18 protein-coding genes are annotated in these 24,647 nt (G+C 63.4%); 8 read left to right on the forward strand and 10 right to left on the reverse strand.

The window, feature by feature from the left end; genetic code table 11:
* Nucleotides 1-19 precede the first annotated feature (19 nt).
* Nucleotides 20-400, reverse strand: a complete 381-nt coding sequence (locus BSY16_RS17565; RefSeq protein ID WP_069060864.1) for a CAP-Gly domain protein — start codon at nt 398-400, stop codon at nt 20-22.
* Nucleotides 401-423: 23 nt separating this feature from the next.
* Nucleotides 424-1,140 (reverse strand): META domain-containing protein, encoded by a 717-nt coding sequence (locus tag BSY16_RS32765; RefSeq protein ID WP_069060865.1) that lies wholly within the window; start codon nt 1,138-1,140, stop codon nt 424-426.
* Between the two features lie 189 nt (nt 1,141-1,329).
* Here BSY16_RS32765 and dxr point away from each other — a divergent pair, with 189 nt between their 5' ends.
* Nucleotides 1,330-2,505, forward strand: coding sequence for a 1-deoxy-D-xylulose-5-phosphate reductoisomerase (gene dxr / locus BSY16_RS17575; RefSeq protein WP_069060866.1), 1,176 nt, complete (start codon nt 1,330-1,332; stop codon nt 2,503-2,505).
* A gap of 17 nt (nt 2,506-2,522) precedes the next feature.
* On the opposite strand, the gene hemA is transcribed toward dxr, so the two are convergent.
* The 4 genes from hemA to BSY16_RS17595 all read right to left on the reverse strand — a co-directional run bounded on the left by hemA (nt 2,523) and on the right by BSY16_RS17595 (nt 7,744).
* Entirely contained in the window at nt 2,523-3,737 is a 1,215-nt protein-coding gene (gene hemA / locus BSY16_RS17580) for a 5-aminolevulinate synthase (protein WP_069060867.1), read from the reverse strand.
* A gap of 244 nt (nt 3,738-3,981) precedes the next feature.
* On the reverse strand, nt 3,982-4,779 hold the full coding sequence (locus BSY16_RS17585; RefSeq protein WP_069060868.1) for an FAD binding domain-containing protein: 798 nt from the start codon (nt 4,777-4,779) through the stop codon (nt 3,982-3,984).
* An 11-nt stretch (nt 4,780-4,790) separates the two neighbouring features.
* Nucleotides 4,791-7,142, reverse strand: coding sequence for a xanthine dehydrogenase family protein molybdopterin-binding subunit (locus BSY16_RS17590; protein ID WP_069060869.1), 2,352 nt, complete (start codon nt 7,140-7,142; stop codon nt 4,791-4,793).
* A 110-nt stretch (nt 7,143-7,252) separates the two neighbouring features.
* On the reverse strand, nt 7,253-7,744 hold the full coding sequence (locus tag BSY16_RS17595) for a (2Fe-2S)-binding protein (RefSeq protein ID WP_069060870.1): 492 nt from the start codon (nt 7,742-7,744) through the stop codon (nt 7,253-7,255).
* Between the two features lie 464 nt (nt 7,745-8,208).
* Here BSY16_RS17595 and BSY16_RS17600 point away from each other — a divergent pair, with 464 nt between their 5' ends.
* The 3 genes from BSY16_RS17600 (at nt 8,209) to BSY16_RS17610 (ending at nt 14,935) form a co-directional block, all read left to right on the forward strand.
* On the forward strand, nt 8,209-8,472 hold the full coding sequence (locus BSY16_RS17600; RefSeq protein ID WP_069061606.1) for a YMGG-like glycine zipper-containing protein: 264 nt from the start codon (nt 8,209-8,211) through the stop codon (nt 8,470-8,472).
* A gap of 263 nt (nt 8,473-8,735) precedes the next feature.
* Complete coding sequence (locus tag BSY16_RS17605; RefSeq protein WP_069060871.1) at nt 8,736-10,658, forward strand: autotransporter assembly complex protein TamA; 1,923 nt, start codon at nt 8,736-8,738, stop codon at nt 10,656-10,658.
* Nucleotides 10,659-10,762: 104 nt separating this feature from the next.
* Entirely contained in the window at nt 10,763-14,935 is a 4,173-nt protein-coding gene (locus tag BSY16_RS17610; protein WP_069060872.1) for a translocation/assembly module TamB domain-containing protein, read from the forward strand.
* Nucleotides 14,936-15,023: 88 nt separating this feature from the next.
* Here the strand turns inward: BSY16_RS17610 and BSY16_RS17615 are convergent, their stop codons facing one another.
* On the reverse strand, nt 15,024-15,464 hold the full coding sequence (locus tag BSY16_RS17615; RefSeq protein WP_069060873.1) for an Lrp/AsnC family transcriptional regulator: 441 nt from the start codon (nt 15,462-15,464) through the stop codon (nt 15,024-15,026).
* Between the two features lie 134 nt (nt 15,465-15,598).
* On the opposite strand from BSY16_RS17615, the gene rocF reads away from it, so the two are divergent.
* The 4 genes from rocF (at nt 15,599) to BSY16_RS17635 (ending at nt 20,539) form a co-directional block, all read left to right on the forward strand.
* Entirely contained in the window at nt 15,599-16,534 is a 936-nt protein-coding gene (rocF, locus tag BSY16_RS17620; RefSeq protein WP_069061607.1) for an arginase, read from the forward strand.
* A gap of 15 nt (nt 16,535-16,549) precedes the next feature.
* Nucleotides 16,550-17,755, forward strand: coding sequence for an ornithine--oxo-acid transaminase (gene rocD / locus BSY16_RS17625; RefSeq protein ID WP_069060874.1), 1,206 nt, complete (start codon nt 16,550-16,552; stop codon nt 17,753-17,755).
* 150 nt (nt 17,756-17,905) lie between these two features.
* A complete protein-coding gene (locus BSY16_RS17630; RefSeq protein WP_069060875.1) occupies nt 17,906-18,382 on the forward strand; it encodes a chemotaxis protein CheW in 477 nt (158 codons plus the stop codon).
* A gap of 390 nt (nt 18,383-18,772) precedes the next feature.
* A complete protein-coding gene (locus BSY16_RS17635; protein WP_069060876.1) occupies nt 18,773-20,539 on the forward strand; it encodes a methyl-accepting chemotaxis protein in 1,767 nt (588 codons plus the stop codon).
* A 66-nt stretch (nt 20,540-20,605) separates the two neighbouring features.
* Here BSY16_RS17635 and BSY16_RS17640 read toward each other — a convergent pair whose 3' ends face one another.
* From BSY16_RS17640 to fdhF, 3 genes are read right to left on the reverse strand one after another with little or no spacing between them, the layout of a single operon-like run.
* Complete coding sequence (locus BSY16_RS17640; protein ID WP_069060877.1) at nt 20,606-20,875, reverse strand: formate dehydrogenase subunit delta; 270 nt, start codon at nt 20,873-20,875, stop codon at nt 20,606-20,608.
* A 9-nt stretch (nt 20,876-20,884) separates the two neighbouring features.
* A complete protein-coding gene (gene fdhD / locus BSY16_RS17645) occupies nt 20,885-21,718 on the reverse strand; it encodes a formate dehydrogenase accessory sulfurtransferase FdhD (RefSeq protein ID WP_069060878.1) in 834 nt (277 codons plus the stop codon).
* Nucleotides 21,719-21,726: 8 nt separating this feature from the next.
* Nucleotides 21,727-24,606 (reverse strand): formate dehydrogenase subunit alpha, encoded by a 2,880-nt coding sequence (gene fdhF / locus BSY16_RS17650; RefSeq protein WP_069060879.1) that lies wholly within the window; start codon nt 24,604-24,606, stop codon nt 21,727-21,729.
* Nucleotides 24,607-24,647 lie beyond the last annotated feature (41 nt).

Below are 24,647 nucleotides of genomic sequence, written 5' to 3' on the forward strand. Positions count from 1 at the left end.
GCGTGCCGGACGAAGACGATCAGACGTCTTCCTTCTCGCGCTCGGGCGTCACGACACGCGGCTTGGTCTTGATCGACGGAACGACCGATGGTTTGGCGACGACCTTCGGCGTGGGCGCCTTTATGCCGAGCATGCTGCGGATGCGGTCGCTGACCAGCGGGCGGAAGCGGCTGGCGCGGAAGGGCATGTCGGTGGCGCCATAGCCTTCCGGGCCGTCATCGTTGCCGCGATAGAGTTCCATCAGCTTGATGCCGTAGAAATCACCGTCGACATAGTGGCGATAGTGCCCGGCCCAGCGGACCGTGTAGACCTGCCCCTTGCGAATGCCCTGGTCGATCGAGACGTTCTTGAAGCGATCGTTGACGCAGACGACCTTTTGTCCGACCTGGAATGTGGGCATGTCGTGTCCCCTCCGGTTCCGGTTCAGCCGGTCTTCTTACAGTTGACGCCCGGCGCGTTCTCGCCCTTGGTCAGGTCGTAAAGCGTCGCCTCGTCGCCCTTGGTCCACCATTCGTAGCGGTCGCCGGTATATTTGGCGCCGGAGGCGGCCATGACGTTGGAAGCGATGATCGTTTCGTCTGCGATGCGCAGAACGGCGAGCGAATTGGCGCCGACATTGATGTATTCGACGACCACACGCTGATCGGCGTCACACTGGTAGTTCAGCGTCTCGCGCGCCACGCTCTGTTCCGGTCCGGGCAGGCGGATGACGATGTCCGTGTTGTTCTTGAGGGCTGCTAGGCGGATCGCCGGGGCGCCTTCCTTGCCGGTCAGATGCAGGATGCCGTTTTCAAGGCGCCACGAGGTCACGGTGCCGAGCGTGTCGAAGAACTTCTGCTCCTGGTCCATGATGGCGGGCGCGCACATCTTGCGCGTCGCGGCGGCGGGGGCGAAGGCGATATTGCCGTTCTGCACCTTCAGCTTGCCGCGATAGGTGTTGCAGCCGCCATTGCCGCCATAGGATCCATCCGGCTTGATTTCCAGCGTCGTCTGAAGGTCGTCGATCACACCGTTGCCGCCGATATCTTCGGCAAGCCAGGTGCCGCCGAGACCACCCGGGACCGGCTCGTCGGCATAGGCCGGGGCCACCGCCCAAAGGGCGAGGCATGCGAGGGTCCATACTCTCAGGCGTCGGTGCACAGATTTCTCCAATCGCGTCAGGCGGAAGACCGCTTTGCCGGGACGTTATGGCCGACCGGGCGAAAAGGTCAAGTCGCGGGTTCCAGAAGACCGGCCATGCCTTCGCTTTACAGCATTTCGATGACTTGTTGCAGGCGTCTTTCGCCTGTAGAGCCATTTGTAGAAAACAAGAAAACCGCGGAAAACATCATGGCTCCGGACGCGCGGCAGAAACGCCGCATCACCATTCTCGGCTCGACAGGTTCCATCGGCACCAGCACGCTCGACGTGGTGCACCAGCTCGGCGGGCGCGAGCGCTACGAGGTCGTGGCGCTGACCGGCAATGGCAATGTCGAGCTGCTCGCCGCGCAGGCGCGCGACTGCGGTGCGCGCCTCGTGGTGACGGCCGACGAGAGCCGGTACGCGGATCTGAAGGACGCCCTTTCGGGCAGCGGTATCGAGGCGGCTGCGGGACGATCAGCACTGCTGGAAGCGGCGTCCGGCGACGCGGACTGGGTCATGGCGGCGATCGTCGGTACGGCGGGTCTTGCGCCGACGCTTGCGGCGGCGAAGCGCGGCGCGGATATCGCGCTCGCTAACAAGGAATGCCTCGTCTCCGCCGGTGATCTCTTCGTGCAGGCCGTCGCGCAGGGCGGCGGGCGGCTGATCCCGGTCGATAGCGAACACAGTGCGATCTTCCAAGCCTTGGAAGACGACCAGCGCCACGCCGTCGAGCGCATCGTGCTGACAGCCTCCGGTGGCCCGTTCCGCACCTGGAGCCGCGAGCAGATGGCAGGCGTCACGGCAGATGTCGCACGCGCCCATCCCAACTGGTCGATGGGCCTGAAAATCTCGATCGGCAGCGCCTCGATGTTCAACAAGGCGCTGGAGATGATCGAGGCGAAGCACCTCTTCGATGTGCGCCCGGACCAGATCGAGGTTGTCGTGCATCCGCAGTCGATCATCCATTCGATGGTCGGGTATATCGACGGTTCGGTGCTCGCTCAGCTCGGTGCACCCGACATGCGCACGGCGATCGGTTATGCGCTGACCTATCCGACGCGCTCGGCGCTGAATGTCGACCGGCTGGATTTTGCAAAACTCTCGCGGCTCGATTTCGAAGCGCCGGACGAGGAGCGGTTCCCGGCCTTGCGTCTTGCCCGCACCGCGCTCGAACGTGGTGGCTTGCAGGGCGCGATCATGAATGCGGCGGAGGAAGTCGCCTTCCACGCCTTTGTCAGCGGGCGCCTCGGTTTCCTGTCGATGGCCGATATTGCCGAGCAGGTGATGGACAGGCTCACCCATCTGCCGGCGGCCTCTTCCATGGACGATGTCTTTGCCGCAGACGAAGAAGCCCGACGGGTGGCCGCCGGGCTTATCGGATAAGCTTTGCTTACGTTCGCTTAGGCGACGGCGCGGGCGAGCGCGCAGCGCGACCAGAGCGAATGTAGCGCGCCCACGAGGTGGTCGATGTCGGCGTCCGTGTGGAGCGGCGTTGGCGTGATGCGCAGGCGCTCGGTCTTCTTCGGCACGGTCGGATAGTTGATCGGCTGGACGTAGATGCCGAAATTGTCGAGCATCAGGTCCGAGATCCATTTGCACTTGGCGGCATCGCCCACCATCACCGGCACGATGTGGCTGGGGTTCGGCATGTGCGGAATGCCGTTGCGGTCAAGCGCCGAGCGCAGGCGGCGTACACGCTCCTGATGGGCGAAACGTTCGACCTTGCTTTCCTTGAGATGGCGGATGGCGGCGCAGGCGCCGGCTGCAATCGCCGGCGGCAGGGAGGTCGTGAAGATGAAGCCCGAGGCAAACGAGCGGACGAAATCGCAAAGCGCGGTCGAGCCGGTAATATAACCGCCCATCACGCCAAACGCCTTGCCTAGCGTGCCTTCGATGATGGTCAGGCGGTGCATCAGGCCTTCGCGTTCGGCAATGCCGCCGCCGCGCGGGCCGTACATGCCGACGGCGTGCACTTCGTCGAGATAGGTCATCGCGCCGTATTTGTCGGCGAGGTCGCAGATGTCCTTGATGGGGGCGATGTCGCCATCCATCGAATATACCGATTCGAAGGCGATCATTTTCGGCGCACGCGGGTCGGCGGCGGCGAGCTTGGCTTCAAGATCCTTCAGGTCGTTGTGCTTCCAGATCACCCGCTCGCATTTCGAGTGGCGGATGCCCTCGATCATCGAAGCGTGGTTGCCGGCATCGGAGAAACAGATAATGCCGGGGATCTTCGAACAGAGCGTGCCGAGGGCGGCCCAGTTGGACACGTAGCCCGAGGTGAAGAGCAGCGCCGATTCCTTGCCATGCAGGTCGGCGAGTTCGCGCTCCAGCAGCACATGGTGATGATTGGTGCCGGAGATGTTGCGGGTGCCGCCGGCACCGGCGCCACACTGGTCGATGGCGAGCTTCATCGCCTCGATGACTTTCGGGTGCTGGCCCATGCCGAGATAGTCGTTCGAGCACCAGACCGTGACGTCCTTCGGACCATCCGCCGTGTAGCGGGTCGCTTTCGGGAAGCTGCCCTTCTGGCGTTCCAGGTCGGCGAAAACGCGGTAGCGGCCTTCCTGATGCAGGCCATCCAGCTCGTTCTTGAAGTAGGTCTCGAAGTCCATCCGAAGTCTCCTGTCCGGTCAGATGCCGGACACCATCGTCGTTGGCGGTCGTTCAATCGGCTATATCAGACGCCCTTTCGCTGCAACGGTATCCGCTGCGGCAAATCGGCGCCACCTTTGAACCATTCCAAAGTATCTTAGGCACCCAAAGGCCATTTCCTGTTGATGCATGTCAAGTCTGCATGAAAAAAGGACGGCCTCAACCGCCCTTTTAATCGAACCAGTTTCAGCTTTTTCGTGGAAGTCAGGCGGCCGCGACCGCCCGCTTGGCCATGACCTTCACGAGGTTCGCCCGATACTCTGCGCTGCCGTGGATATCGGAGAGCAGGTTGGAGGCATCGACAGTCACACCGGATGCGGCATCCGCCGACCAGTTGGCGGAAAGCGCCTGCTCCAGTCCGGCATGACGAAAGACGCCGTCGGAGCCGGCACCGGTTACCGCTACCCGCACGCCGCCATCTCCCGCCTTCGCCACGAAGACGCCGGTCATCGCATAGCGCGAGGCCGGGTTCGGGAATTTGGCGTAGCCGGCCTTGGCGGGCGCGTCGAAGGTGACCGCCACGACGATCTCGCCGTCCTCCAGCGCTGTCTCGAAGAGGCCTGTGAAGAAGTCGTCGGCGAGGATTTCCCGCGCATTGGTGACGATCGTCGCCCCCAGCGCCAGCATGGCGGAGGGGTAGTCGGCAGCGGGATCGTTGTTGGCGATCGAGCCGCCGATCGTTCCCATATGGCGCACATGCGGATCGCCGATAAGGGATGCGAGGTGGCAGACCGCCGGGCAGGCGGCTTTGAGCTCGCCCGAGGCGGCGACCTCGGCATGCGTCGTGCCGGCACCGATGCGGACCCGGCTGCCATTGACGGAGATGCCCTTGAGGTCCGCGATGTGGCGCAGATCGACGAGGTCGGAGGGAGCGGCCAGCCGCTGCTTCATGGTCGGGATCAGCGTCATGCCGCCGGAGACGTATTTCGCTTCGTCCGAGGAGGACCGCAGCTTGACGGCGTCAGCGATCGAGGATGCGCGATGGTAATTCGTTGCGTACATGGCTTCCTCCGTCAGTTGGCCGCAGCACGCGCCGCCGCCCAGACCTTCTGGGGCGTTGCGGGCATGCTGAGGTCGTTGTTGCCGATGGCATCGGTTATGGCGTTGATCAGCGCCGGCGGCGAACCGATGGCGCCGGCCTCGCCGCAGCCCTTGATGCCGAGCGGATTGTTCGGGCAGGGCGTGTTCTGGTGCGAGACGTTGAAGGAGGGCAGGTCGTCGGCGCGCGGCATGGTGTAATCCATGTAGCTTGCCGTCAGGAGCTGGCCCGTTTCCGGATCGTAATGCACGCCTTCCAGCATTGCCTGGCCGATGCCCTGCGCAATCCCGCCATGCACCTGTCCCTCGACGATCATCGGGTTGATGATGTTGCCGAAATCGTCGGCGGCGACGAACTGGATGATTTCGGTCTTGCCGGTGTCCGGATCGACCTCGACCTCCGCGATGTAGCAGCCCGCCGGGAAGGTGAAGTTGGCCGGGTCGTAGAAGGCGCCCTCCTTGAGGCCCGGCTCCATGCCGGACGGCAGGTTGTGGGCGGTATAGGCGGCGAGCGCCATCTGGAACCATGGCACCGTCTTGTCGGTGCCGGCGACCTTCAGCGCGCCGTTTTCGATGACGATGTCGCTTTCGTCGGCTTCCATCAGGTGGGCCGCGATCTTCTTCGCCTTGGCCTCCACCTTGTCGAGTGCCTTGACGATGGCGGACATGCCGACGGCGCCGGAGCGCGAGCCGTAGGTGCCCATGCCCATCTGCACCTTGTCGGTGTCACCATGCACGATGGAGACGCTGTCGATCGGCACGCCGAAGCGTTCGGCGACGAGCTGGGCGAAGGTCGTCTCATGGCCTTGGCCGTGACTGTGCGAGCCGGTCAGCACCTCGATCGTGCCGACGGCATTGACGCGCACCTCCGCCGATTCCCACAGGCCGACGCCGGCGCCGAGCGAGCCGACCGCAGCCGAGGGCGCGATGCCGCAGGCCTCGATGTAGCAGCTCATGCCGATGCCGCGCTTCATGCCGCGGTTTGCGGCTTCCGCCTTACGGGCAGGGAAACCGTTCCAGTCGGCCGCCTGCATGGCGGCCTCCAGCGAGGCTTCGTAGTCGCCGGCGTCATAGTTCATGATCACCGGCGTCTGGTGTGGGAAGGAGCGGATGAAGTTGGCGCGCCGCAGCTCTGCCGGCGAGACGCCAAGTTCGCGTGCCGCCGTCTCCACGGTGCGTTCCACCAGATAGGTTGCCTCCGGCCGCCCGGCACCACGATAGGCGTCGACGGTGGCCGTGTTGGTATAGACCGCGCGCACATTGGCGTGGATGGCCGGGATGTTGTACTGGCCCGACAGCAGCGTTGCATAGAGATAGGTTGGCACCGAGGAGGAGAAGAGCGACATGTAGGCGCCGAAATTGGCGATCGTGTCGACCTTCAGTGCCGTGATGCGGTTGTTGGCGTCGAAGGCCATCTTGACCGTCGAGACATGGTCGCGTCCATGCGCATCGGTCAGGAAGGCCTCAGTGCGATCGCAGGTCCATTTCACCGGAACGCCCGAGCGTTTCGAGGCCCAGAGACAGACGATTTCTTCCGGATAAATGAAGATCTTCGAGCCGAAGCCGCCGCCGACATCCGGGGCGATGACGCGCAGCTTGTTTTCCGGCGCGACATTGTAGAAGGCGCTCATCACGAGGCGGGCGACATGCGGATTCTGGCTCGTCGTGTAGCAGGTATAGTGGTCCTCGGCGGAATCGTAGATGCCAAGTGCGGCACGCGGCTCCATCGGATTCGGCGCCAGCCGGTTGTTGACGATCTTCATCTCGGTGACGTGGGCTGCCGCGGCAATGGCTGCGTCCGTTGCGTCGGCATCGCCGATCTGCCAGTCGTAGATCAGGTTGCCGGGTGCCTCCGGGTGCAGCTGCGGCTGGCCGGCTTCGAGCGCCTTGACCGCGCTGGTGACGGCGGGCAGCACGTCGTAGTCGACGACGACGGCTTCGGCGGCGTCGCGCGCCTCGCCCATCGTGTCGGCCACCACCACGGCGACGGCGTCACCGACATAGCGCACCGTTTCATGCGCGATCGGACGCCAGGCGCCCATCTTCATCGGCGAACCGTCCTTGGAGTGGATCATCCAGCCACAGATCAGGTTGCCGATGCCGTCGTCCAGCATCTGTTTGCCGTTGAGCACGGCGATGACGCCCGGCATGTCTTCCGCCGCGGACGCATCGATGCTCCTGATCTTCGCATGGGCGTGCGGCGAGCGCACGAATGCGGCATAGCGCATGCCCGGCACGGACATATCGTCCGTATAGCGGCCCTGGCCCATGAGAAACCGCTTGTCTTCCTTTCGCGCGACGCGCGCGCCGATGCCTTCGACACCCATCTTGATCTCCTCCGAGATATCGTTTGCGTGGCCTGCTGAAGGCGATCTGCCGAATGGTGCCGGGCGCTTGCGTCACAGCCACGGCCATCGGCGAGACCGCCGTCGGCGCGTTATTCCGCAGCCTGTCGCCCTGCCGCACCCATTTCCTGGGCGGCAGCAAGGATGGCTTTCACGATGTTATGGTAGCCGGTGCATCGACAGATATTGCCTTCGAGGTTCTCGCGCACCGTCTTCTCGTCGAGCTCCGCACCGTAGCGGTTGATCATGTCAACCGCGGTCATCACCATGCCGGGCGTACAGAAGCCGCATTGCAGGCCGTGATTGGCCTTGAAGGCGGCCTGGACGGGGTGAAGCTCGCCGTTCGCAGCCAAGCCTTCGATGGTCAGGATGTCGGACCCCGCGGCCTGGGCCGCGAGGATGGAACAGCTTTTCACCGCCTTGCCATCCATATGCACGACACAGGCTCCGCACTGGGAGGTATCGCAGCCGACATGGGTTCCGGTGAGGCTTAGATTGTCGCGGATGAAGTGGACAAGCAGCGTGCGGTCCTCGCACTCCTTGTTCACCTTCCGGCCATTGACGGTCATTGCCACTTTCGCCATTCGTTCCTCCCTGGCGGTTCCTGTCCGCTGGGGTCGATCGATCCGAAGGTAGTATGCAGCGGGCGCCTTCACGACGCGGGCTGGGGATCAGACGACACCAGCATTCTCAATTCGCGTGCATTGCATTCCGGCAACGAGGGATGCGACGACAGTTCCTCCACCGCCAGCGCAACCTCAACAGTCATATCATTTGATGTTTTGCCGCGCCGATCAACCGGTACTTTCAGGCAGGTGCGAAATTTCTCGTGACCGGTTTTGCCGGGGCTAAGCAAACGAAGCGGAAACGATATTTATTCGACCTGCAAAAAAATAGTTGTACGCCATGGACTTCCCTATTTCCGGCTATATTTTCAACGTCGGACAAACCTGACCGTCGACGACGGCCCCGGTATGTTATCTGAGTAGAAGGGGATAGTGCGGACCCCGGAAAACGCGGCCGCCACTCAACTTTGGAGAACATCTTCATGAAGAAAGTCATTGCGCTCGTTCTGGTCGGCCTGGCCGTCGCCAGCTGCACGCAGACGGAAAAGGGTGCGGGTATCGGCGCTGTCTCCGGCGCGATCATCGGTGGCGCCATCACCGGCGACGTTCGCGGTGCGGCCGTCGGCGCAGCCATCGGCGGTGTTTCGGGTGCTGTCATCGGCAGCGTCTCCGAGCAGCCCGGCCAGTGCTACTATCGTGACCGCTACGGCCGTCGCTATATCGACCGTTGCCCGTCGGGTTATTGAAACCCGATACACGCAACCTATGCGAAGCCCCGGGCATGTTCCGGGGCTTTTGCTTTTCCGCGGGAGCAGAAAATCCCGATAAGCGCTTCAAATCTCGTTCCCGCCCGTGTAAAACCGCCGTTAACATTACAGAAAACCTAACGCGTTAGGGTCTTTTCTAGCCTGAGAGCTCCGGATGAATCGGAGCGCCTGAAGTCTGTGACGGAAGCATGTCGGTCTGCCGCGCGCACCGCACCCAAGGAAAAGGCGACGGATAGCTGCGGATGCGGGATAAAGTGAACCGGCCGGAAAAGAGTTTTGCGTTTCTGAGAGCTGGCACCGCCCTCGCGGTTGCTGCAGCACTTGCGTTCGGCCCGATATCCGTTAGACAGGTGTCGGCTTTCGAGATCTTCGGCATGAAGTTCTTCGAGGACGAGGAAGAGACGACCTCGGTCATCGATCCGGTCAACTATACGCTGACGCTCAATCCCGGCACCGACGACGACGACCTCAAGAAGGCCATCGAGAACACAGCGCGTCTCAAGCAGGATGAAGGCACGCCGGTGTCCGGTGATCTCGGCCTCGTCATCAAGGCGCGTGATGATCGCGACCGGATCCTCGCCGCCCTCTACGAAAACGCCCGTTATGGCGGCGTGGTGAATGTCACCATCGACGGACAGGACCTCGATTCCCTGCCACCGAGCCCGGAATTCGGCCAGCGTGGGGCAATCCCCGTGACGATCAGCGTCGAGCCCGGCCCGGTCTTCACCTTCGGCGATGTCGCGTTTTCCGGCGATGCCGAGGGACGCAATCCGGCGGACTACGGCCTGGTGCCGGGCGCGCGTGCAGATTCTACCATCATCCTGAAGGCCGGCGAGAAGGTCGTCGTGGACCTCAAGGCCGAGGGACGGCCGCTTGCCAAGCTGATCGAACGCAACGCGACCGCAGACCACAAGACGCAGACGGTGGATGTCGTCATCGCCGCCGAAGGCGGGCCGGTGGCGCCCGTCGGCGAGGTTGGTGTCACCGGCACCAAGACGGTCGATGCGAATTTCGTGCAGCGCTATTCCCGCATCAATGCCGGCCAACCCTATTCGCCGGAGGCGCTGACTAAAGCGGCGGAGCGGCTGCGTACGCTCGGCGTCTTCTCCAGTGTGACGATCCGCGAAGCCGACAAGCTCGCGCCGGACGGTTCGCTGCCGATGACCATCGAGGTTTCGGAAGGCAAACACCGCTATTTCGGTGTCGGCGCGCAATATTCGAACACGGACGGCATCGGCCTGCAGGGCTATTGGGGCCACCGCAATCTGTTTGGCGAAGCCGAGTCGCTGCGTCTCGAGGGATCGGTCAACCGGATCGGCGAGTCGGATCTGGGCAATCTCGACTATTCGACGGCCATCCTCTTCTCCAAGCCCGGCGCCTTCGGCCCGGCCTCGACGTTCAATGCGAGCCTCAAGGCTTCGATCGTCGATCCCGACGCCTACAAGGCGTTCACCACCACGGCTGCCGCTGGTGTCAGCGTCGAGCTGTCCGACAGGGATACGGTGAGTGCCGGTGGTGAGCTCATGTGGAGCGATGTCGAGGACGCCTTCGGCAAGAACAAGTACCTGACGGCCAGCATCCCGATCGAGTATGTGCGCGACACCCGCGACGACAAGCTGAACCCGACCGAAGGCTACCGGCTGCTGCTCAACGCCAAGCCGAGCTACGAGACCTATCGCGGCACCTTCTTCTCCAGCTTCGAAGGCGCGATCACCGGCTACCAGGCGCTCGGTGCGGAAGATCGCGTCGTTCTCGCCGGCAAGCTCGCCGGTGGCACGATCATCGGCGGCAACGAGCTTTCCGACATTCCGGCGACGCGGCGCTTCTTCCTCGGCGGCGGCGGTACGGTGCGCGGTTACGGCTACCAGGAGATCTCGCCACGCAACAGCGATGACAAGCTGCTCGGCGGGCGCTCCTATGTGGCGGCCTCGGCAGAGGTTCGCATCGGCGTGACCGAGACGATCGGCGTGGTGCCGTTCATCGATGTCGGTACGGTCTCGACGGACGAAGTGCCGGATTTCAGCGACATCCGGGCGGGCGCCGGTATCGGCCTGCGTTACGCGACGCCATTCGGCCCGCTCCGGCTCGACGTGGCGGTACCGCTGAACAAGTACCCCGGCGGAACCTCGTTCGGGATCTATGCCGGCATCGGTCAGTCCTTCTGACTGCCGCCCCAATTTTCGTCTAGACTCTTGATCGTCTGCGCGATTCGGATTCAAGACGTTGAGGAGCGATTCCCAGCGCTCCCCACACGCGAAATGGATGAAGCATGAACAGGCTGTCCCGAATTCTCCGCGCCACGCTCCGCTATATCGGCTACGGCCTTGCCGTTCTTCTGGTTGTTCTTGTCGCGCTCATCGGCTTTGTCGGTTTTACCGATGCCGGCGCGCGGTTTGCGGTGTCCTATGCGGAGAAGATCGCTGCGGCGAGCGGGCAGGTCATTTCGATCAGCGAACCGTCCGGACTGCTGACAGGCAGGCTGCGGGCCGGCACCATCACCGTCGGCGACGCGAAGGGCACCTATGCGGAGATCCGCGACCTCGCCGTCGACTGGTCGCCGCTCCAGCTGCTGTTCTTCAGCTTCGATGCGACGCGTGTCTCGGCCTCTTCCATTTCCCTGCTGCGCCTGCCGGAGCCGAAGGCCGACACTGAGAAATCCGACACGCCGTTCACCCTGCCGGTCGAAGTGCATATCGGCAGGCTGGAAGTGCCGGAACTCTTCGTCTCCGGCACGGTCGCGAAACGGGACCAGCGCCTCGTCGTGACCGGCAGCGGCAACGCGACGGCCGATAGCGTCGCCGTAAAACTTTCCGCCTCTGAAATGGCGCGACCGGATGCGCGTGTCGTGGCGGATATCGTGTTCAATCCGGCCGACAACGTGCTGCGGCTTGAAGCGGATGTCGCCGAGCCGAAAGGGGGCCTGCTGGCCGCCCTGCTCAAGCTGCCGAACGATCCTGCCGTGGCGATCCGCTTGACGGGGGATGGTCCGCTCTCGCGATGGACGGGGCGCCTTGCCGCATCCCTCGACGGCACCGAAATGTTGCGGGTCGACGGCCGCCACGATCTTTCGACTGAGGGCCTGCATACGGTTGCGCTGAATGGCGGCGGCACCTTCGACGCCCTCATGCCGCCGCAGCTTCGCCCGCTGTTTGCCGGCGAGACCGGCATCGACGTGGTCGCGGCCTTCGACGGTTCCGACATGCTGCGCATCGAAAAAGGGTCGATCTCGACCGGCGCCATGACGCTCGGTGCCTCGGGCACGGTCAGCGCCAAGGGCGCGAACGATCTCGACGTCAAGCTTGCCGGTAAGGATGGCCCGATCGATTTCCGCTGGCCGCTTGCCGATGGCGATGCGCGCGTGCTGATCGAGGGCGCCGATATTTCTCTGACCGGCGAGGCGACGGCCGCAGCGCTGGAGGCGAACGCAACCGTCGTTTCGGCGGAGCTGCCGGCCGGCCGTATCGAAAACATCCGGCTTTCGGCGAAGAGCGACGCCTTCAATGTGGCCAGCCAGTCCGGCCGCATCGACGCGACGCTGGAAACCGGCACGACGACCTTTGCCAATGCCAATGTCGACCGCATGGTGAAGGGGCCTGTAAAGCTAGTGACCACGCTGAACGTCTCGCCCAGCGAGATCGCCTTCGATCCCGCGACGCTTGAAAGCGCCAGCATCGGCGGCACGCTGTCCGGTCGTTACGGCATCGAAAGCCGTGAGGCGGACGTCAATTTCCGTCTCTTTGCACTGCCTGCAGTGCTGCCGCCGGCGCTTTCCGGTAAGTTCGATACGACGATTGCGATGGAAGGCCGGGTTCAGCTGGCGAGCGATGGCGCGGTTCAGGTCTCAGGCCTCCAGGTCAAGTCCGGCACGCTGGAAACGGCGGGGTCCGTGTCGCTCGGCAAGGGCAATCTGGAGGCTGCGCTGACCGGCAAGGTGCTGAACCTTGGCAAGCTGCTTGCCGATGCCGCCGGCGAGGCAGCCTTCGAGCTGTCGGTCACCGGCCCCGTGCAGGGGCTCGACGTCTCGGCCAAGGTCACGTCAAGCGGCGCGACGCTGTCCGGCCGCACCCTGAGTGACCTCGTGGTGACGCTGACCGGCAAGGCCGTTGCGGATAGCCCCTCCGGTGAACTGACGGCCACTGGCGCGCTCGATGGGCAGCCGATCAACGTGCGCTCCAGCATCACATCGGAAGGCGGTCGCATTTCCGTACCGGTGCTTGAGGCTGAGATTGGCCCGAACACGCTGAAGGGCTCTCTGGCGCTCGCGCAGAATTTCATGCCCGATGGTACGATCCGCTTCGACTTCCCGGATCTCGGCCTGCTCGCGGCGATGGCCGGCCAGCAGGCGGCCGGCGATCTTTCCGGTCTCGTGGAAATCGCGACGACGAACGGCAAGACCTCGGCCACAGTGCAGGCCTCGGGCTCCGCCATCCGGCGCGATGCAGTGAGCATCACCAAACCCGCGGTCGATCTCGAGATTGCCGACCTTGCCACCGCCGCGATCACCGGCTCGGTTCGCGCCGAACGTGTTGCCTCGGGTGAAAACCGCATTGAGGCCCTGCGCCTCGATTTTTCGCGCGAAGGACAGGCGACCAATTTCGATTTGACCGGCCGGCTCGATGGCGCGCCGCTCGTGACGAAGGGTAAGGTCCTCCAACGTGACGGCGGCCTTGATATCGCCTTGCAGACGGTCGAGGCGGCACCCCGGCGCATTGCGCTGAAGCTTGCCAAGCCGACGACGATCAAAGTCACCAACGGCGTTGCGGCGCTTGATGGGCTGACCATCCAGGCGGGCCGCGGCTCCGTCGCCATCTCCGGCCGTGCGGGCGAGACACTTGATTTGTCGCTGCGGCTCAATGCGTTACCGGCGGCGCTCGTCAACAATTTCGCGGCTGGCCTGGGGGCCGATGGCTCGATCGGCGGCACAGTGACGGTCAAGGGCAAGGCGGCGGCACCCGTCGTCAACTATGCGCTCGACTGGGACGGCGCCGTCACGAGCCAGACCCGCGGCGCGGGCATCGGCGCACTGAAAATCAATGCGAAGGGTGAGTTCGCCAACAATCAGGTGCGGCTCGATACGGTGCTCACCGGGGGTGGCGGCTTGTCCTTCCGCGGCGGCGGCACGGTCGGCATCGGTGGTGCAACGCCGCTCGGGCTCAAGTTCAACGGCACGGTGCCGTTCGGCCTGCTGCAGGGCCAGCTGTCCGCGCAGGGGTTCGTGCTGACAGGCAATGCCAATGTCGATGTCTCCATCGGCGGTACGGCGGCAGCCCCTTCCATCACCGGCAGCATCACGGCGGGCGGCGCACGCCTTGTCGATGTGCGTCGCAACCTCGCGGTCGAAAACCTGACGATCCGCGTCACCATGGACGGGCGCCAGGCGGTGATCGAAACCGTTTCCGGCAAGCTTGCGAGCGGCGGCCAGCTTTCGGCGAGTGGCCGCGTCGGCATCGACCCGGCAAGCGGCTTCCCGGTCGATGTGGCCGTCAAGCTCGGCGACATTACCTATGTCGATGGCACGCTGGTGACGGCGAATGTCGCCGGTGACCTGACGCTAAAGGGGCCTGTGGCCGCGCTGGCGCTGGGCGGCAATGTGCGTATCAACAAGGCGAACATCACCATTCCGCAAAAACTGCCGGCCTCGCTCTCCGAGATCGACATCAAGCACCGCAATGCGCCGGCCGACGTCAAGCGCATGACCGCGGACGTCCAGCGCGATCAGGGCGGCGGCGGGGGCGCCTCGCGTGGCATTGCGCTTGATTTGACCATAGAAGCCCCCGGGCAGCTTTTCGTGCGCGGCCGCGGCATCAACGCGGAACTCGGCGGCAGCCTGAAGATCACCGGCACGTCCTCGTCGCCCGTCGTGTCGGGCGGCTTCGAGCTGGAGCGCGGGCGCATGGAAATCCTGACGCGGCGCCTCGATTTCACCAGCGCGCATATCGGCTTTGCCGGCGGTCTGGTGCCGACGGTCAACCTCGTTGCAGGCAGCTCGGCAGGCACGACGGAAATCACGGTGACGGTGGCGGGCCAGGCCAACAATCCGACGGTCACCTTCGCCTCATCGCCATCGCTGCCACAAGATGAAATCCTGGCACAGCTCATCTTCAACCGGTCGATGTCGAACCTTTCGGCGATACAGATCGCCCAGCTCGCCTCGGCTGCCAGCCAGCTTGCCGGCGGCAGCTCGACCGGCCTGCTCGACAGCCTGCGCAGCAAGCTCGGCGTCGACGATCTCGACATCACGACGGATTCGGAAGGCCGGGCGGCGGTTTCGGCGGGAAAATATCTCAATGAGCGAACCTATATCGAACTGAAGCAGGATCCGGAGACGAACGGCGCCAAGGCGGTGATCAACCTCGACGTCGGCCGCGGACTCAAGCTGCGCGGCGAGGCCGGCAGCGGCGGCAGCGCCGGTGCGGGTATCTTCTATGAGAAGGAATATTGAGGCGGCCGTGCACGTGCACGTAGCCTCATCCTCGGGTTAAGCCCGACGATGACGGAGGAGAGGGAGCGACCTAAGCCGGGGCGTTTGCTTAAGTCAGCGCGTTCTTCGTCGTCTTCAGCAAGATATTCGTCTCGGTGACGGTGATGCCGTCGATGAGGCGGATGCGGTGTAGCGTCTCGTCGAAGGTTCCGAGGTCGCGGTCTTCCAGTTCGGCGATGAAATCCCAGCGGCCGTTGGTGGAGTGAAGGGCGCGCACCTGCGGCAGGCCGCGAAGCTGCACAGCCACCCGGTCGGCCATCTTGCCGTGTACCTCGATCATCACAATGGCGCGCACGCCACTGCCCGTCAGTTCCGAACCTGTCTTGATGGTGAAGGCGGCGATGGTGCCGGAGGTGACCAGCCGGTCGATCCGCGCCGCCACCGTCGCGCGCGAGGCGCCCGTCAGCGCGGCAAGGGAGGAGACAGGGGTGCGGGCATTGTGGCGCAGCGCGCCGATCAATGCGTGGTCTAGGTCGTCGAGACTTACCATTGTGTCCCCCAGTGCTTTGCAAATTGCTGAATTCGACCGTCTATCTGTCAGTTTTTCATCTTTTTGCCAACAAGGAGACCGGCAATAATCGGTCAAAACCGGAAAACCGGCACGCACGCATCTGCGGGGAAACCATGGCTGAAAATAACAAGCATATCGCGCTGATCGGCGCACCTCTGGAAGAAGGCTCCGGCCGCCGCGGCGCGGCGATGGGGCCGACGGCGCTACGTATCGCCGGTCTCGATTCAACCCTGATCGAGCTTGGGCACACGGTGACGGACGAAGGCGATCTGCGTCCGGTACCGGCGCGTGACCTTGCCAACCATCCCAAGGCGAACAATCTACAGATCGTCGCCGCCTTCACGCGCGCGCTCGACGCGGCCGTCTATGATGCGGCCCGTGGCGGCAAGTTCCCGTTGATACTTGGCGGCGACCATGCGCTTTCGATGGGGTCCGTCTCCGGCATGGCGCGGCATGCGGCCGATCAGGGTCGTCCGCTCTTCGTTCTCTGGCTCGATGCGCATGCGGATTTCAATTCGCCGGCGACCTCGCCCTCCGGCAACATGCATGGCATGCCGGTCGCCTTCTTCTGCGGCCAGGCCGAATTCGCGCCGATCCTCGAAGCCGGTCGCCCGATGGTCGATCCGAAGAACGTTTTCCAGGTCGGCATCCGTTCCGTCGATGCGCGGGAGCGCGAAGAGATCGCCGAGCACGGCGTCAATGTCTATGACATGCGCTCGATCGACGAGACCGGCATGGCGCATATCATGCACGACATCATCGCGCGCATCAAAGCGGCGAACGGCCTCTTGCATGTCAGCCTCGACGTCGATTTCCTCGATCCGGAACTGGCGCCCGGCGTCGGCACGACCGTTCCGGGCGGCGCGACGTTCCGCGAGGCTCATCTCATCATGGAGATGCTCTGCGACAGCGGCCTCGTCTCCTCACTCGACGTGGTCGAGCTGAACCCTTTCCTCGACGACCGCGGCAAGAGCGCCCGCATTCTCGTCGAACTGACCGCAAGCCTTTTCGGGCGCCGCATTCTCGACCGGCCGACCCGCAGCGCCTGAACCCTGGAGGATTTTATGACGCCGTCGACTGCAAGCCTGATCGAAACCGAGTACCGTCTCGGTGCCCATAACTACAAGCCGCTCGATGTGGTGCTGGCGCGCGGCGAGGGCGTCCATGTCTGGGATATCGATGGCAACCGCTATCTGGACTGCCTTTCGGCCTATTCGGCGGTGAACCAGGGGCATTGCCACCCGAAGATTCTTGCAGCGATGGTCGAGCAGGCTCAAAAGCTGACGCTCACCTCGCGGGCCTTCCGCAACGACCAGCTCGCACATTTCTACGAAGAGATCGCCGCACTCACCGGTTCGCACAAGGTGCTGCCGATGAATTCCGGCGCCGAGGCGGTCGAGACCGCGGTCAAGGCGGTGCGTAAGTGGGGTTACGAGGTGAAGGGCGTGCCGGAGGGCCAGGCCGAGATCATCGTCTGCGACAACAATTTCCATGGTCGCACCATGGGCATCGTCGGTTTCTCGACGGATCCGGATGCGCGCACCGGCTTCGGTCCCTTCGCGCCGGGCTTCCGCCACGTGCCGTTCGGTGATCTCGAGGCTTTCCGCGATGCGATCAACGAAAATACGGTTGCCTTCCTCATTGAGCCGATCCAGGGCGAGGCGGGTGTGCTGATCCCGCCGGCCGGCTATTTTTCGTCCGTGCGTCAACTTTGCACCCAACATGGCATCACGCTGATCCTCGACGAGATCCAGACCGGCCTTGGCCGCACGGGGAAACTGCTCGCCGAAGAGCATGAGGGTATCGAGGCGGATATGACGCTGGTCGGCAAGGCGCTGTCTGGCGGCTTCTATCCGGTCTCGGCGGTGCTTTCGAACAGCGAAGTGCTGGGTGTGCTGAAGCCGGGTCAGCACGGCTCGACCTTCGGCGGCAACCCGCTCGCCTGCGCCATTGCCCGTGCGGCGCTGAAGGTGCTGGTCGAGGAAGACATGATCGGCAACTCGGAGCGCATGGGCGATCGTTTCCAGGGCGGCCTCAAGGGCATCCGCTCCAACCTCATCAAGGGCGTGCGCGGCCGCGGCCTGATGTTGGCCGTGGAACTCGACCCGGCTGCTGGCGGTGCGCGGAAATATTGTGAGGCGCTGAAGGAGCGTGGCATCCTTGCCAAGGACACCCATGGCGATACGATCCGCATCGCGCCGCCGCTCGTCATCACCGGCGACCAGGTGGACTGGGCGCTCGAACAGTTCGAGGCCGTGCTGCGGACCTGATGTTTGCAGAGGTTGGAAAAACCGGGGGCTCCGCGGCATTGCGGGGCCTTCTTTCGTTCGGGGCGTAACAATCGTTCGGGCGTTTGAAAGATTTTAACCAGGGCGTGCATAGGATTGGAGCAAGACGCAGACCAACCTGGAAAGATCCCGATGACCTCCATCAATACGGCCAGCTTTGCCGGCGACACCCTCGAAATCATCGCATTCCGCCTGCATGATCAGGAATTCTGCGTGAAGACGACGACGATCCGCGAAATCCGCGGCTGGGCGCCGTCCACGCCGATCCCGCATTCGCCGCCGGACGTCATCGGCGTGATGAACCTGCGCGGCACGGTGATCCCGATTATCGACCTTGCCCACAAGCTCGGCATGAAGAGCACGGAAGCCAACGAGCGCAGCGCCATCGTGGTGGCCGAAGTGCACAGCATGGTCGTCGGCCTCGTCGTCGACCGGGTCTCCGACATCCTGACCATCCGCAGCGAGCAGCTCCAGCCGGTGCCGGAGGTAACGACCTCCTTCGACAAGGCCTATGCCGAAGGCATTATTGCCCATGAGAACGGCATGATCTGCTTCCTCAATCTTTCGCGCATGTTCAAGGAACGCGACATGGAAGACATGGCGGCCTGATCGCCCTACGCAATCATCCGTTTCGCTTGAGAAAAAACCGCCGTGCCTGTGCACGGCGGTTTTTTTCTGTCCGAAGCGAGTGCAACTTTTTAGTGAATTAGCGTACCGGAAAAGAACCGTCTCCCTGACGTTACGTTAGCGTTATTATCCAGCGTACTCTGTAAGTTATTGTTATGTAATAGATCTAAAACTCGCCATCTGGCTTTCATCAATTGTTAAGGCTGCCACTCCATCTTGGATTGTAGACACGCATTTCGGCGGCCGGCAAAAAACCTCCCGCATGGATTGAATCTCTGAGAGTCAAGACACGGTCCTCGCCACGGACCGTGCCCCAACGCATCAACCGACGATCGCCACGCGGTCCGTGGCTGTCACACAAGGGGACAGGTCATGCTTTCAATCGCGAAATCCATGGATGCGGGCCACATCATCGACGCGCTGTCGCGCTCGCAGGCCGTGATCCAGTTCGATCTTACCGGCAACATCCTCACTGCCAATGAAAACTTCTGCCGGGCACTCGGCTACGACCTGAAGGACATTGTCGGCAAACATCATCGCATCTTCTGCGAAGCGGGCTACGCGGCGAGCGAGGAATACCGGCAGTTCTGGGCGCGCCTCGGGCGCGGTGAATACGACGCCTCCAGCTACAAGCGCCTGCGCAAGGATGGCGGAGAAATCTGGATCCAGGCGTCGTACAATCCGATCTTTCGTCGCGGCAAGGCCTACAAGGTCGTCAAGTTCGCCACCGACATCACCGAAGCGAAGATGCAGGCGGCGGAGGATGCCAGCAAGCTCGATGCGATCTCCCGTTCGCAGGCCGTGATCGAGTTCACGCCGACCGGCGAAATCCTGAACGCCAACGAGAATTTCTGTGCCGGGCTCGGTTATGATCTCTCGGAAATTCGCGGCAAGCACCACCGTATGTTCTGCGATCCCGCCTATGTGCAGACACAGGCCTATTCGGACTTCTGGAAGAACCTCGCCGCCGGGCAATTCATCTCCAATGAATTCGTGCGCTACGGCAAGGGTGGACGGGAAATCTGGATCCAGGCCGCCTATAACCCGATCCGTGACCTGAATGGCCGGGTCTACAAGGTGGTCAAGTTCGCGACGGATGTCACCGAGCGCATGTCGGCGATCAATGCGCTTGGCGGCGCGCTGAAGGCGCTGTCGGAAGGCGACCTCACGCAAAACCTTGCCACGCCCTTCGTGCCCTCGATGGAAGCCGTGCGCCGGGACTTCAACGAAGCGGTCGCCGGCCTGCACGAGACCATGCGGACAGTCGAAACCAACGCCAATGCCATCGCGTCCGGCGCGCAGGAAATCCGCTCGGCGGCGGACGACCTTGCCAAGCGCACCGAACAGCAGGCCGCCTCCGTGGAAGAGACTGCAGCGGCGCTCGACCAGATCACCACGACGGTTGCCGATTCGAGCCGGCGGGCCGACGAGGCCGGTTCGCTGGTCACCAAGACCCGGGTGGGTGCGGAGAAATCCGGTGAGGTCGTCAAGAAGGCGATCGGCGCGATGGGGCAGATCGAACAGTCCTCGCGCGAAATCTCCAACATCATCGGCGTCATCGACGACATCGCCTTCCAAACCAACCTTCTGGCGCTGAATGCCGGCGTGGAAGCGGCCCGGGCGGGCGAGGCCGGCAAGGGCTTTGCCGTCGTGGCGCAGGAGGTGCGGGAGCTTGCACAGCGTTCCGCAAGTGCTGCGAAGGACATCAAGGCGCTCATCACCACCTCCGGCGAGCAAGTGAAGAGCGGTGTCGCCCTGGTCGACGAGACGGGGCGGGCCCTGCAGGAAATCCTGACGCAGGTCCATGACGTGCATACCAATGTGGCGGCGATCGTCGTGGCCTCGCGCGAGCAATCCACCGGGCTTCGCGAGATCAACCAGTCGGTCAACTCGATGGACCAGGCGACGCAACAGAATGCGGCGATGGTTGAGGAAAGCACGGCGGCAAGCCACGCCATGGCCCGCGAGGCGGATGCACTGCATGGGCTCATTCGCCGGTTCAAACTTGCCGGCAATGCGCAGCCGACGCATCGAGCCTCAGCGCCGGCACACGTAACACAGCTTCATGCCGTAGCGCGCACCCTGCGGGCGCCGCGTGGCTCCACGGCGTCGGCAGCGGAGAACTGGGAAGAGTTCTGAGCGCGAACCGCGGCATGAAAAAACGGCCGGCAGCAATGCCGGCCGTTGGTGTTTCAGGGCAGGGCCTCAGTGTGCAGCGGGCGCGCTGTTGGCCAAAGCGGGCGGCACTTCCGCAGGCGCTGGACGCCGGATCAGCGGCACGGCCTGCAGGACGAGACTATCGAGGCCTTCGCCACCGTGGTTATCGACGATATCGAAAAGCTGTCGGCGCATACGGGGTTCCCAGAACTTGTTGATGTGGGTGGCCACACCGTTCGGCCCCTCGCTGGCGGGTTGCGAGTGGAAGAAGGTGGCGATCTGGTTCGCCATCCTGACGAGTTTGTTGCCTTCCGACATGCTGATCTCCTAAGCGTTGCCCATGCGCCGCCCGGCGCCGGACACGATGCGTTCCGCACCGGTGAAAATCTCGAATTCCTCGCCGCGCACCAGCGCGATCAACGTCATGCCCGCCTCTTCCGCGGTGCGGATGGCGAGCGCCGTCGGTGCGGAAATGGCGATGATGAAGGGGCTGCCGATGATCGCCGTCTTCTGCACCATCTCGACGGACACACGGCTCGTCACGACGACAGCACCCGTGCTGCCGGCATGGCCGGCGCGTCGCGCGGCACCGACGAGCTTGTCGAGCGCATTGTGCCGCCCAACATCCTCGCGTACCGCAATCAGTCCAGTGCCCGGCACGTAGAAGCCGGCGCCATGCACGGCGCGCGTCACCATGTGCAGCGGCTGCTGGCCATTCAGCAGGCGCACGGCCTCGGCCACTTCATCCTCACTGAGCGTAAGTTCTGACGCACGCACGGATGGCGTCACGCGAACTGCCTGTTCGATCGATTCGATGCCGCACAGGCCGCAGCCGACAGGGCCGGCCATGTGGCGGCGGCGGGCCGTCAATGCATCGTTCTGCACATCGGCAAGACGGATCTGCACGTCGATGCCCTTGTCTTCCGCCAGCACTTCGATGGTTTCGATCTCACCGGGATCGCTGATGATGCCTTCCGTCAGGCTGAAGCCGACGGCGAAATCCTCGAGATCGGCGGGCGTCGCCATCATCACGGCATGGGTCGAGCCGAGATAGGAGAAGGCGACCGGGGTTTCCTCCGGCACAAAACGCTCTCCCTCGACAAGTCGCCCGTTGCGGCGGGCGATCTCGGAAACCTTGGTCGTGGTGGAAAATTCCGGCACGCGCGTTCCTATTCTGCCGCCTCCAGCTTGCCGGCGATCCGGCGCGATCGGCGTGCCAGCTCGTCATATTCGATCTGCCAGTCGGACGGGCCGTTCGACGGCGAGATCTGCACGGCCGTCACCTTATACTCCGGACAGTTCGTCGCCCAGTCGGAGAAATCGGTGGTGATGACGTTTGCCTGCGTCGTCGGATGATGGAAGGTCGTGTAGACGACGCCGGTCGCGACGCGGTCGGTGACCAATGCGCGCAGCGTCGTCTCGCCGGCGCGGCTGGCAAGCCGCACCCAGTCGCCATCGCGGATGCCGCGGTTTTCGGCGTCATGCGGATGGATCTCCAGCCTGTCTTCCTCGTGCCAGACGACGTTTTCCGTACGGCGTGTCTGCGCGCCGACATTGTACTGGCTAAGCACGCGGCCGGTGGTGAGCAGCAGCGGGAAGCGCGGGCCGGTCTTCTCGTCGGTTGCGACATATTCCGTTCGTATGAATTTACCTTTGCCGCGCACAAAGCCGTTGATGTGCATGATCGGCGACCCTTGCGGGTTCTTCTCGTTGCACGGCCACTGCACGGAGCCCATCTTCTCCAGATAGTCGTAGGAGACGAGAGCAAAGCTCGGCGTCGTCGCGGCGATCTCGTCCATGATCTCGGACGGATGGGTATAATTCCAGTTGAGGCCCATTGCCTGGGCGAGGTTCTGCGTGACCTCCCAGTCGGCATAGCCGTTCTTCGGCGTCATCACACGGCGAACGCGGTTGATGCGGCGCTCGGCATTGGTGAAGGTGCCGTCCTTCTCCAGGAAGGTCGAGCCCGGCAGGAAGACATGGGCGTAGTTCGCCGTCTCGTTGAGGAAGAGGTCCTGCACGACGACGCATTCCATGGCGGCGAGGCCGGCGGAGACGTGCTTGGTGTCCGGATCGGACTGGAGGATGTCCTCGCCCTGGATATAGAGGCCCTTGAACGTGCCCTCGACGGCGGCGTCCAGCATGTTGGGAATACGCAGGCCCGGTTCGTTGTTGAGCTTGACGCCCCAGAGTTTTTCGAAGATCTCGCGGGTCGCGTCATCGGAGATATGGCGGTAACCCGGCAGTTCGTGCGGGAAGGAGCCCATGTCGCACGAGCCCTGCACGTTGTTCTGACCGCGCAACGGGTTCACGCCCACGCCCTCGCGGCCGATATTGCCGGTCGCCATGGCGAGGTTGGCGATGGCGATGACCGTCGTCGAACCCTGGCTGTGCTCGGTGACGCCGAGGCCGTAATAGATCGAGCCGTTGCCGCCGGTGGCGAAAAGACGTGCAGCACCGCGCAGCGCTTCCGGCTCCACGCCGGTGAACTGCTCGATCGCCTCGGGGCTGTGCCGTGGTTCGGCGACGAAGGCGGCCCAGTCTTCGAATTCCGACCAGTCGCAACGCTCGCGAATGAAGCGCTCGTCATAAAGGCCTTCCGTCACGATGACATGGGCAAGGGCAGTGACGATGGCAACGTTCGTACCGGGCTTCAATGGCAGGTGATAGGAGGCCTTGATGTGCGGCGAGGAGACGAGCTCGGTGCGGCGCGGATCGATGACGATGAGCTTGGCACCCTGGCGCAAGCGCTTCTTGAGGCGCGAGGCGAAGACCGGGTGGCCGTCCGTCGGGTTGGCGCCGATGACGATGACGACATCCGTGTGCTCGACCGAATCGAAATTCTGCGTGCCGGCGGAGGTGCCGAAGGTCTGGCCGAGACCATAACCGGTCGGCGAATGACAGACGCGGGCGCAGGTATCGACGTTGTTGTTGCCGAAGCCGGCGCGGATCAGCTTCTGGACGAGATAGGTCTCTTCGTTCGTACAGCGCGACGAGGTGATGCCACCGATCGAATCGCGGCCATACTGGTACTGGATGCGGCGGAATTCGGCGGCGACATGGGCATAGGCTTCGTCCCAGGTCACTTCGCGCCACGGATCCGAGATCTTTTCGCGGATCATCGGATTGAGGATGCGATCCTTGTGGGTCGAATAGCCATAGGCGAAGCGGCCCTTGACGCAGGAATGGCCGCGATTGGCCTGGCCATCTTTCCACGGCACCATGCGGACCAGTTCTTCGCCGCGCATCTCGGCCTTGAAGGAGCAGCCGACGCCGCAATAGGCGCAGGTGGTGACGACGGAATGTTCGGGCTGGCCGATCTCGATGACGGATTTTTCGGTGAGCGTCGCCGTTGGGCAGGCCTGCACGCAGGCGCCGCAGGACACACATTCCGATTCGACGAAATGTTCATGCATGCCTGGCGACACGCGGCTGCCGAAGCCGCGGCCCTCGATGGTCAGCGCGAAGGTGCCCTGCACCTCTTCGCAGGCGCGCACGCAGCGCGAACAGACGATGCATTTCGACGGATCGTAGGTGAAATAGGGGTTCGATTCGTCCTTCGGCATCCACTTGGCGTTGATCTCGCCGCTATTGCGGGCCTTGACGTGGTTGTCGCCCTCATAGCCATAGCGCACGTCGCGCAGGCCGACTGCGCCGGCCATGTCCTGCAATTCGCAGTCGCCGTTCGCAGCACAGGTGAGACAGTCCAGCGGGTGGTCGGAGATATAGAGCTCCATCACGCCCTTGCGGATATCTTTCAAGCGGCCCGTCTGGGTGTGGACGACGAGGCCGGGCGCCACGGGTGTCGTGCAGGAGGCAGGCGTGCCGTTGCGGCCTTCGATCTCGACGAGACAGAGACGGCAGGAGCCGAACGCATCCACCATGTCGGTGGCGCAGAGTTTCGGCACCTTGATGCCAGCCTCCATCGAGGCGCGCATGATGGAGGTGCCTTCCGGAACGGTGATCTCGTTCCCGTCGATGGTGAGCGTCACCATCTTTTCCGCGCGAGAGGCGGGCGTGCCGTAGTCGATTTCGGGGACGAGGGACATGGGAACCTCCAGTCAATTCTTGCGCCACGAAAGGGGTTCGG

This window comes from Sinorhizobium sp. RAC02 (assembly GCF_001713395.1).
GTDB lineage: Bacteria > Pseudomonadota > Alphaproteobacteria > Rhizobiales > Rhizobiaceae > Shinella.

Coding starts and splice junctions, on each gene's coding strand:
- BSY16_RS17590 (WP_069060869.1), bottom strand. CDS start 7,142: ATGGGTGTCGAAGGCATCGGCGCGCGCGTCGCGCGAAAGGAAGACAAG.
- BSY16_RS17610 (WP_069060872.1), top strand. CDS start 10,763: ATGAACAGGCTGTCCCGAATTCTCCGCGCCACGCTCCGCTATATCGGC.
- rocD (WP_069060874.1), top strand. CDS start 16,550: ATGACGCCGTCGACTGCAAGCCTGATCGAAACCGAGTACCGTCTCGGT.
- BSY16_RS17605 (WP_069060871.1), top strand. CDS start 8,736: ATGCGGGATAAAGTGAACCGGCCGGAAAAGAGTTTTGCGTTTCTGAGA.
- rocF (WP_069061607.1), top strand. CDS start 15,599: ATGGCTGAAAATAACAAGCATATCGCGCTGATCGGCGCACCTCTGGAA.
- BSY16_RS17635 (WP_069060876.1), top strand. CDS start 18,773: ATGCTTTCAATCGCGAAATCCATGGATGCGGGCCACATCATCGACGCG.
- BSY16_RS17600 (WP_069061606.1), top strand. CDS start 8,209: ATGAAGAAAGTCATTGCGCTCGTTCTGGTCGGCCTGGCCGTCGCCAGC.
- BSY16_RS17630 (WP_069060875.1), top strand. CDS start 17,906: ATGACCTCCATCAATACGGCCAGCTTTGCCGGCGACACCCTCGAAATC.
- BSY16_RS17615 (WP_069060873.1), bottom strand. CDS start 15,464: ATGGTAAGTCTCGACGACCTAGACCACGCATTGATCGGCGCGCTGCGC.
- dxr (WP_069060866.1), top strand. CDS start 1,330: ATGGCTCCGGACGCGCGGCAGAAACGCCGCATCACCATTCTCGGCTCG.
- BSY16_RS17565 (WP_069060864.1), bottom strand. CDS start 400: ATGCCCACATTCCAGGTCGGACAAAAGGTCGTCTGCGTCAACGATCGC.
- BSY16_RS17585 (WP_069060868.1), bottom strand. CDS start 4,779: ATGTACGCAACGAATTACCATCGCGCATCCTCGATCGCTGACGCCGTC.
- BSY16_RS17595 (WP_069060870.1), bottom strand. CDS start 7,744: ATGGCGAAAGTGGCAATGACCGTCAATGGCCGGAAGGTGAACAAGGAG.
- fdhF (WP_069060879.1), bottom strand. CDS start 24,606: ATGTCCCTCGTCCCCGAAATCGACTACGGCACGCCCGCCTCTCGCGCG.
- hemA (WP_069060867.1), bottom strand. CDS start 3,737: ATGGACTTCGAGACCTACTTCAAGAACGAGCTGGATGGCCTGCATCAG.
- BSY16_RS17640 (WP_069060877.1), bottom strand. CDS start 20,875: ATGTCGGAAGGCAACAAACTCGTCAGGATGGCGAACCAGATCGCCACC.